Source organism: Pseudomonas peli, assembly GCF_050563605.1.
GTDB lineage: Bacteria > Pseudomonadota > Gammaproteobacteria > Pseudomonadales > Pseudomonadaceae > Aquipseudomonas > Aquipseudomonas peli_A.
The window spans coordinates 477193-486162 of sequence record NZ_JBNXUH010000001.1; the positions used below are offsets into that span (position 1 = coordinate 477193).

General features: G+C 62.2%; 9 protein-coding genes. 5 read left to right on the forward strand and 4 right to left on the reverse strand.

Annotated features, from left to right (window positions below):
- Positions 1–60: 60 nt before the first annotated feature.
- From ACQ4LH_RS02285 to ACQ4LH_RS02300, 4 genes are all read right to left on the reverse strand, one after another.
- A complete protein-coding gene (locus tag ACQ4LH_RS02285; RefSeq protein ID WP_090379491.1) occupies positions 61–333 on the reverse strand; it encodes an oxidative damage protection protein in 273 nt (90 codons plus the stop codon).
- Positions 330–1403 carry an A/G-specific adenine glycosylase gene (gene mutY, locus ACQ4LH_RS02290; protein ID WP_430695736.1) on the reverse strand — a complete coding sequence of 358 codons (1074 nt, stop codon included), beginning with the start codon at positions 1401–1403 and terminating at the stop codon, positions 330–332. Before mutY ends, ACQ4LH_RS02285 begins: the two co-directional genes overlap by 4 nt.
- Entirely contained in the window at positions 1400–3634 is a 2235-nt protein-coding gene (locus ACQ4LH_RS02295; RefSeq protein ID WP_430695737.1) for an AsmA family protein, read from the reverse strand. The genes mutY and ACQ4LH_RS02295 overlap by 4 nt, the downstream gene beginning before the upstream one ends.
- Positions 3635–3923: 289 nt before the next feature.
- Positions 3924–5024, reverse strand: a complete 1101-nt coding sequence (locus ACQ4LH_RS02300) for an NAD(P)/FAD-dependent oxidoreductase (protein WP_430695738.1) — start codon at positions 5022–5024, stop codon at positions 3924–3926.
- 171 nt (positions 5025–5195) lie between these two features.
- Here ACQ4LH_RS02300 and hisB point away from each other — a divergent pair, with 171 nt between their 5' ends.
- From hisB to hisF, 5 genes are read left to right on the forward strand one after another with little or no spacing between them, the layout of a single operon-like run.
- Positions 5196–5789, forward strand: a complete 594-nt coding sequence (gene hisB / locus ACQ4LH_RS02305) for an imidazoleglycerol-phosphate dehydratase HisB (protein ID WP_275962434.1) — start codon at positions 5196–5198, stop codon at positions 5787–5789.
- Positions 5790–6428 (forward strand): imidazole glycerol phosphate synthase subunit HisH, encoded by a 639-nt coding sequence (hisH, locus tag ACQ4LH_RS02310; protein WP_430695739.1) that lies wholly within the window; start codon positions 5790–5792, stop codon positions 6426–6428.
- Entirely contained in the window at positions 6429–6689 is a 261-nt protein-coding gene (locus tag ACQ4LH_RS02315; RefSeq protein WP_275962177.1) for a DUF2164 domain-containing protein, read from the forward strand. It abuts the gene before it with no gap.
- Positions 6690–6725: 36 nt separating this feature from the next.
- Positions 6726–7463: a 1-(5-phosphoribosyl)-5-[(5-phosphoribosylamino)methylideneamino]imidazole-4-carboxamide isomerase gene (gene hisA / locus ACQ4LH_RS02320; RefSeq protein ID WP_430695740.1), complete on the forward strand. Its 738-nt coding sequence runs from the start codon at positions 6726–6728 to the stop codon at positions 7461–7463.
- A 10-nt stretch (positions 7464–7473) separates the two neighbouring features.
- Positions 7474–8244: an imidazole glycerol phosphate synthase subunit HisF gene (gene hisF, locus ACQ4LH_RS02325; RefSeq protein WP_430695741.1), complete on the forward strand. Its 771-nt coding sequence runs from the start codon at positions 7474–7476 to the stop codon at positions 8242–8244.
- Positions 8245–8970: the final 726 nt, after the last annotated feature.

An 8970-nucleotide genomic window follows, 5' to 3' on the forward strand; every position in this document is an offset into this window, starting at 1 on the left:
TTTTGCGAGGGGATTGCGAGCTGCAGGGGCTGCTCGCCCCTGCAGGTAACTGCGTTGCTGTTACTCGCTGGGCGGCACGTAGCCTTCGGCCTGGGCGTATTCCTCGCCGGAGAGGAATTTGTCCATCTCGGCCTGGAGGAACTTGCGGTCTTCGGCGTTCATCATGTTCAGGCGGCGTTCGTTGATCAGCAGGGTCTGGTGCTTCTGCCATTCGTCCCAGGCTTGCTTGGAGACGTTGTTGAAGATGTCCTCACCTTTGGCGCCTGGATACGGTGGGCGGTCCAGGCCGGGGAGTTCTTGCTTGTGTTTGCGGCACTGTACGGTGCGGGTCATGGCGTTTCTCCAGTATTTGCTGCGAGTGCATCGGCCGCGCGCTTCAGTAACTTCTTCACCGGGGCGGCGAGGCCCAGGCGCGGCGGGGTGGCGAGGTTATACCAGAGCCAGTCAGCCTCGGCCACGGCAGCTGGGGCGGCGTCGACCTGGATCAGCCAGGGTTCGATGGTCAGCTGGAAGTGGCTGAAGGTGTGGGTCAGGCCGCTTAGTTCGCGCTGTGCACCGAGCTGCAGGGTGTGGCGGCTGGCCAGTGTGGCGATGGCCGTGGCTTCGTCCAGCTCCGGCAGGCTCCATAGGCCGCCCCAGAGGCCGCTGGACGGGCGGCGGTAGAGCAGCACCTCGCCGTTGCGGTTGGCGAAGATCGGCATCAGTGTGCGCTTCTGTGGCAGCGCCTTGCGCGGTTTGGGGATCGGGTAGCGGATCTCCAGGCCGAGCAGGTGCGCCTGGCAGCCGCTTTTCAGTGGGCAGAGCAGACAGCTGGGTTTGCTGCGGGTACAAAGGGTGGCGCCCAGATCCATCATTGCCTGGGTGTAGTGGTTTACCCGGGCGTGCGGGGTAAAACGCTCGGCCACATCCCACAGCTGTTTCGCCACCTTCGGCTCGCCGGGATAGCCTTCCTGGGCCACATAGCGCGCTAGGACGCGTTTGACGTTGCCATCGAGGATCGGCGCACGCAGGCCCATGCTGAGGCTGGCGATGGCGCCGGCGGTGGAGCGGCCGATGCCGGGAAGTTCGGTGAGCTGGTCGACATCGCGGGGGAATTCGCCGGCATGTTCGCGCATAACGATCTGCGCGGTTTTCTGCAGGTTGCGCGCGCGGGTGTAGTAACCGAGGCCCGTCCACAGGTGCAGCACTTCGTCTTCCGGCGCTGCGGCCAGGTCATTTACCGTCGGCAATGCGGCCATAAAACGGTCGAAATAGCCGAGCACGGTGCTGACCTGGGTCTGCTGCAGCATGATTTCTGAGACCCACACGCGGTACGGTGTTATGCCCTGTTGCCAGGGCAGGTCCTTGCGCCCGTGGCTGTCGTACCAGTGCAGTACTGCGTCAGAAAACTGCTCGGGGCTCATCGATTGAACAGGCCCTTGAGTGCGTCTTTCAGCTCGGGGCTGACCTTGTCGCCGAGTTTTTCTTCGATCTTCTCGTTGAGCTTGTTGCCGGCCAGTTTGGCGGCGACCTTGCCCAGGCCGTCCTGATCCAGGCGGCAGGCCTTGCCGCCCATTTCCAGCGGGCCGCGGCAGCGCACCGGCCATTCGATGCCGACATAGCGCTCGTTGACCTGGCAGGCCGGGTCGGGCATTTCGCGCTGATCACCGGTGATGGTGATGCCGACGCGGTAGTCGAGGCCGAGGATGCGCAGGTCCAGATCACCATTTCCGCTGACTGCCAGGCCCGGAATAACGGCCTTGAGGTCGGGGTTGTGGGCCACGCCGTTGCGCAGGATCAAGCGGCCTTGCAGGGTCTCGAAGGGCGTGTCCTTACCGCGTGGGTCGCTGCTCAGGGATTTGCGGTTGAGGGTGGCGATGCCGCGGCACAGTTGCTGTTCCAAGTTGGCGTCGACCAGCACGCCGTCGTTGAGCAGGAAGCTGGCATCGCCAGTCAGCCCATCGACCCAGGCGCGCTGGCTGTTACCGCTGGTGGTCAGGTTGGCTTTGAAATCCAGTAGACCTTTGACCGGTGAAGGCTGGTCGGGCTTTTTCAGGAACGGTTCAACCGGGATGCTGCTGAGGTTCTTCTGCACGCTGAGCAGCGGCACTGCCGGGCGCACGTCGATGCTGGCCTTGGCGTCGAAGCTGCCGTTACCGATATTGCCGCGCACATCTTGCAGGGTCAGCAGGCCGCCTTTGCTTTGCGCCTTGGCGCTGAAGTTGCTGATCACCTGCTGTTGGGTGGTGAGCTGATCGAGGCCGAGATCGAGCTGTACGTCGAGCTTGCGCAGCAGTTCGATCGGCAGCACTTCGCTGCTGCTCCAGGCGTGCTGGGTCGGTGCATCGGGCAGCGGTGTGCTGCCACTCTGCCCGGCGCTGGCGACGCTGGCCTTGACCTCGGCCTTGCGTGCTGCGCCGGCATCCTTGTCGTCCTTGGATGGCGCGGGCAGGTAGCGGTCGAGGTTCAGTTGGTCGCCCTTGAGCTGCACGCGCAGGGCCTGCTTGGCGAAATCGGCAATCGCCAGTTGGCCGCTGAAGTGGCTGTCATCCAGGGTCAGCTTGAGTTCTTCGAAGGTCAGGCTGTTGTCAGTGCCGCTGAGGCGGGTGACCAGCTCGAACTGGCTGAGAGTTTTCTCATCGGTCATCGGCGGCAGCTTCTGGCCGATGGTGGCGAGGAACTCACGCAGGTTGAGCGGTGCGATGGACAGGCCGCCGCTGAGTTTTGGCTGCTTGTCGAGATCGCGGACTTTCAGCTCGCCAAGGGCACGCAGCTGGTTGCCGGAGAACTTCAGGCCGTTCCATTCGGCGACCTGGGCGGCTAGGTCAACCAGCAGCTGGCCCTGGGCCGAATAGGTCAGGGTCTGGCCATCGAAAGGCTCGCCGGACACTTCGCCGGAAAGCTTGGCGTCTTCCAGTTGGTAGCGTTTCAGCGTGCGGTCGAAGCGCAGTTCGCCCTGCAGTTCACTACGGGCGCGCAATACCGGTTTGTTGAGGCCGAAGAAGGCGCTGAGTTTGATCGGGATGCCCGCGCCTTCGCGGATCGCTCCGGTGGTCAGCTGGATGCTTTCGGCGCTGAATTGCTGGCCTTTCTGCACGTCGTGGTAGTCGATGCGCGCGCTGTTGACGATCAGGCTGTCGATATCCAGTTTCAGTGGCTGGCTGCTTTCGCCGGGCTCGGTGGCTGGGCTTTCGGTCTGTGCGCTATCGGTGTTTGCTGCTGGGGCGTCGGCTGTTGCAGTCGAGGCGTTGGCCGGTTTGCCGACATCTTCCCAGTTACTGCGGCCTTTTTCGTCGCGCTGCAGGTTGAGGTTGAGGCCGTCGATGCGGATGTCGCTCATCTGCACTTCTTTGCGCAGCAGCGGCAGCACGCGTACCGACAGGCCAAGCAGGCGCAGATCGGCGAAAGGTTTGTCCGGGGTGCTGAGGCTGGCGAGGGTGGCGTCGGTCAGCTCCAGGCCGAGCCAGGGGAACAGGCTCCAGCCGATATCGCCCTTGAGGGTCAGCTCCAGGTTGGCCTTGTCACGGGCAAGCTGGCGGATTTCGTCTTTGTAATCGTTGGGATCGAACAGGTGGGTGAGGGCAAAGCCCAGCGCCACGATGATCAGCAATAGCCCGAGAAAAAACAGGCCGAGAATTTTGCCGAGCGCTTTCATGTGCGAATCCTTGTTTCGAAACTGGATGGTGAAGAGCAGCAATTCAAGCCGGCGAGTATAGCGCCAGCGCTTTTACCTGGACCGCCGACAGTCCCGTTTGTGCGGTGATTTTGCAAGCGGCTTTTAGAACCTGTTTATTACGAGCTCGCGAGCTAGAGCCATGCAAGGCGCTACGTTAGTAACAGCCTCCGGCTGGTCAAAACAGGCGAGGAAGCGGAGTGTACTTTTGTACATGAGCATTCCGAGTCTGTTTTTAACGCCGCAGGGCCGACGCGCAGCAGGTCGGCTCTTACAGTGATTGCGCCACGCGCTCGGCAATAGCCAGGCTGGCGGTAAGCCCGGGAGACTCGATGCCGAACAGGTTAACCAGGCCTGGCAGGCCATGCTCGTTGGGCGTTTGGATAATGAAGTCGGCGGCCGGTTCCCCGGGGCCTGCGAGTTTCGGCCGGATGCCACTGTAGCCCGGCACCAGGCGTGCGCTGTCGATAGTGGGAAAGTAGCGGCGGATGGCCTCGGCAAACGGCCCGCGCAGATTTTCGTCGACCTGATAGTCGATCTGCGTGAGGTAGTGGGTGTCCGGGCCGAAACGCAGCTGGCCGCCGAGATCCAGGGTGGCGTGGATGCCAAGGCCGGCAGTATTGGCTTCCGGCATCGGGTAAATCAGGTGCTGGAAGGGCGAGCGGCCGCTGTAGCTGAAATAGCGGCCCTGGCACAAATGCAGCGTCGGCACCTTGTGCAGCCCTTGGGTTTGCCTGGCCAGCTGCTGGGCGAACAGCCCGCCAGCATTGATTACCCGCTGGGCCTTCAGCTGGAACGGCTCGCCGCCGCTGTGGCCCGAGGCTATCCAGCTGTCGCCGTCTGCTTCGAGGTGCTCGACGCGGGTGTGCAGAACCAACTGCGCGCCGCGATTCTCTGCAGCCGCCAGCAGGGATTGCAGGTAAGCGTGGCTGTCGATAATCCCAGTGCTGGGCGAAAGCAGTGCGCAGGTGCCGCGCACGGCTGGCTCCAGGGTATTCAACTGAGCGTCATCGATGGGCTGCAGGTCATGCACGCCGCAGGCTTGGGCGTTGCGCTGCAGCTGTTCGAGTTTGGTGATTTCCGCACTTTCCACCGCCACCAGCAACTTGCCGATCTGGCCGTGCGCCACCTGGTGCTGGCGGCACCAGGCATACAGGCGTTCGCGCCCTTCCAGGCACAGCTCGGCCTTGAGCGAGCCGGGCGCGTAATACAGGCCGGCATGGATCACTTCGGAGTTGCGACTGGAGGTGTGGCTGCCGATCAGGCTTTCCGCCTCGACTATCAAGGTGCTCTGCCCCGGCGTGCTCAGGCGCACGGCGCAGGCCAGGCCGAGGGCGCCTGCGCCGATAATCAGAGTGTCGATACTGTCCATGGTTTCCCGCTGCTTATCCTGTGATTGCTGTGCTGGTCGTTTGGGCGGAAAACATGCCCTCACGGCCTATGCAGCCGATAGTCGGCACCTCTGATCGCCGCCGGTAGCCGCCCAGGTGGATGCCCGCCTATAATGCCAGCCTTTTTCCGTGGGCAATTTCTGGAGCTGGTGATGGCCGAACGTACGGCATCCGTCGAGCGCAATACCCTGGAGACCCAGATCAAGGTCTCGATCAACCTGGATGGGACTGGCAAAGCCAAGTTCGATATTGGCGTGCCATTCCTCGAGCACATGCTCGACCAGATCGCCCGCCATGGCTTGATCGACCTCGATATCGAGTGCAAGGGCGACCTGCATATCGACGACCACCACACCGTGGAAGACGTCGGTATCACCCTCGGTCAGGCGTTCACCAAGGCCATCGGCGACAAGCGCGGCATGACCCGCTACGGCCATTCCTACGTGCCGCTGGATGAAGCGCTGTCGCGCGTGGTGATCGACTTCTCCGGTCGTCCCGGCCTGCAGATGCACGTGCCGTTCACCCGCGCGGTGGTTGGCGGCTTCGATGTGGACCTGTTCCAGGAGTTCTTCCAGGGCTTCGTCAACCACGCGCTGGTGTCGCTGCACATCGACAACCTGCGTGGCACCAACACTCACCACCAGATCGAGACGGTGTTCAAAGCCTTCGGCCGCGCCCTGCGCATGGCCGTCGAGCTGGACCCGCGTATGGCCGGGCAGATGCCGTCGACCAAGGGCTGTTTGTAAATGCAGACAGTTGCAGTAATCGACTACGGCATGGGCAACCTGCACTCGGTGGCCAAGGCCCTCGAGCACGTAGGTGCCGGCAAGGTGCTGGTGACCAGCGATGCCCAGGTGATTCGCGAGGCCGACCGCGTGGTATTCCCCGGCGTCGGCGCGATTCGCGATTGTATGGCCGAGATCAAGCGCCTGGGCTTCGACAGCCTGGTGCGTGAAGTCAGCGCGGATCGGCCGTTCCTCGGCATCTGCGTGGGTATGCAGGCGCTGCTGGAGCACAGCGAAGAGAACGATGGCGTCGATTGCATCGGTCTGTTCCCCGGCAAGGTGCGCTTCTTCGGCAAGGGTATGGTCGAAGACGGCGAGCCGCTGAAGGTGCCGCATATGGGCTGGAATGAAGTGGCGCAGTCGGTCAAGCACCCGCTGTGGCACAACATCCCGGATCTGGCGCGCTTCTACTTTGTGCACAGCTATTACATCGAGGCCGGCAACCCCAAACAGGTGGTTGGTCGCGGGCATTACGGCAAGGATTTCGCCGCAGCGTTGGCCGAAGGCTCACGCTTTGCCGTGCAGTTCCACCCGGAGAAGAGCCACACCCACGGCCTGCAGTTGCTGCAGAACTTCGCCGCCTGGGATGGTCGCTGGTAAATGAGCCGGGCCAAGCAGAAGCCGCCGATTCTCACCCTCTCTGCTGAGCAGGAGCGTGAAGCGACCAATGCTCTCAAACGTTTTATGGAAGAGCGCTTCGAGCTGCAGCTGGGCTCGTTTGAGGCGGCGGAAATCCTTGAGCTGTTTGCCCGCGAGATTGCGCCGCACTACTACAACCGGGCGGTTTTCGATGTGCAGACTCACCTGAAAGAACGGTTCGAGAGCATCGAAAGCGACCTCTGGGCACTCGAAAAGAGCTGACCCACCGAATTCACACGACTTGAGCAGGTTCAACCGATGCTGATTATCCCCGCTATCGATCTGAAGGACGGCGCTTGCGTGCGTCTGCGCCAGGGCCGCATGGAAGACTCCACGGTGTTTTCCGATGACCCGGTGAGCATGGCCGCCAAGTGGGTCGAGGGCGGCTGCCGCCGTCTGCACCTGGTCGACCTCAACGGCGCCTTCGAAGGTCAGCCGGTCAACGGTGAAGTGGTGACTGCCATCGCCAAGCGCTATCCGCACCTGCCGATCCAGATCGGTGGCGGCATTCGTTCGCTGGAAACCATCGAGCATTACGTCAAGGCCGGCGTCAGCTACGTGATCATCGGCACCAAGGCGGTTAAACAGCCGGAATTCGTTGCCGAAGCGTGCAAGGCGTTTCCAGGCAAAGTAATTGTCGGTCTGGACGCCAAAGACGGTTTCGTTGCCACCGACGGTTGGGCCGAAGTCAGCACCGTACAGGTGATCGACCTGGCCAAGCGCTTTGAAGCCGACGGTGTGTCCGCCATCGTTTATACCGATATCGCCAAAGACGGCATGATGCAGGGCTGCAACGTGCCTTTCACCGCTGCCCTGGCCGCGGCGACCAAGATTCCGGTGATCGCTTCTGGCGGCATCCACAACCTGGGCGATATCAAAGCTCTGCTGGACGCCAAGGCGCCGGGCATCATCGGCGCCATCACCGGCCGGGCGATCTACGAAGGCACCCTGGATGTCGCTGAGGCGCAAGCCTTCTGCGATTCCTACAAGGGCTGAGGACAAACTCATGGCGCTGGCTAAACGCATTATCCCCTGCCTCGACGTGGACAACGGCCGCGTGGTCAAGGGCGTGCAGTTCGAGAACATCCGCGATGCCGGCGACCCGGTGGAAATCGCCCGCCGTTACGACGAGCAGGGCGCTGACGAGATTACCTTTCTCGACATCACCGCCAGCGTCGATGGCCGCGACACTACGCTGCATACCGTCGAGCGTATGGCCAGCCAGGTGTTTATCCCGCTGACCGTCGGTGGCGGCGTGCGCACCGTGCAGGACATCCGCAACCTGCTCAATGCCGGCGCTGACAAAGTCTCGATCAACACCGCTGCGGTGTTTACTCCGGAGTTCGTTGGCGAAGCGGCCTCGCGCTTTGGCTCGCAGTGCATCGTCGTCGCCATCGACGCGAAGAAGGTCTCCAAGCCGGGCGAAACCCCGCGCTGGGAAATCTTCACCCACGGCGGACGCAAGCCCACCGGTTTGGATGCGGTGCTCTGGGCGAAAAAGATGGAATACCTCGGCGCCGGCGAAATCCTCCTGACCAGCATGGATCAGGACGGCGTAAAAAGCGGCTATGACCTGGGCGTAACCCGCGCCATCAGCGAAATGGTCGGCATCCCGGTCATCGCCTCCGGCGGTGTCGGCAACCTGCAGCACTTGGCTGACGGCATTATCGAAGGCAAAGCGGCTGCCGTACTGGCTGCGAGCATCTTCCACTTCGGCGAGTACACCGTGCCGGAAGCCAAGGCCTATATGGCCGCTCGCGGCATCGTAGTGCGCTAAACCTCGCTGGCCGGCAGCCCTGCCGGCCACTGCTGCGGGCGAGTCGACAGCAAAATGTCGACTGGCCCGCTAAAATCAGAATGTTTGCGTTCGGGTCGATGCTTTTGGCATCCCTGTGAGCGCTCCTCTTTCAATAAATGGTTTTTCCATACACGGAGTTCTTATGTCCGCTATCCGGCTATTCACCGCGGTTTGGCTGTTGTGTGCCGTCAGCCTGGCTCACGCGGAGCCTCTGGTTCTGCTTACCGAAAACCTCCCGCCGTTCAGCATGGCGGCCAGTGGCGGCAACTTTGCCAAGGATGCTGATGTGCAGGGCATCAGCAGCGATACGGTGCGTGCGCTGTGCAGCAAGGCGCAGCTTGAGTGTCAGATGATCCTGCGTTTCCCTTGGGACCGTCAGTACAAGCAGGCACTCGAAAGCAAGGGTTATGGGCTGTTCTCCACCATCCGCACGCCGGAGCGTGAGTCGTTGTTCAAGTGGGTTGGGCCGATTGCCGTGAGCGACTGGGTGCTGCTGGCCAAGGCCGATAGCACCATTGCGTTGAATAGCCTGGATCAGGCCGGGGCATACCGGATCGGCGGTTWTYGCAAWGATGCGATTTTGCMGKTCCTCATCGACCCKGGSGGGGCGGGACAAAACCARCCCGCMGGRCAAGNGAAAAACCYCAACAAACTGGGGRAGGGGAWGATCGACCCGTGGGGCACCSMNGAGGGTGGGGGGGGCTV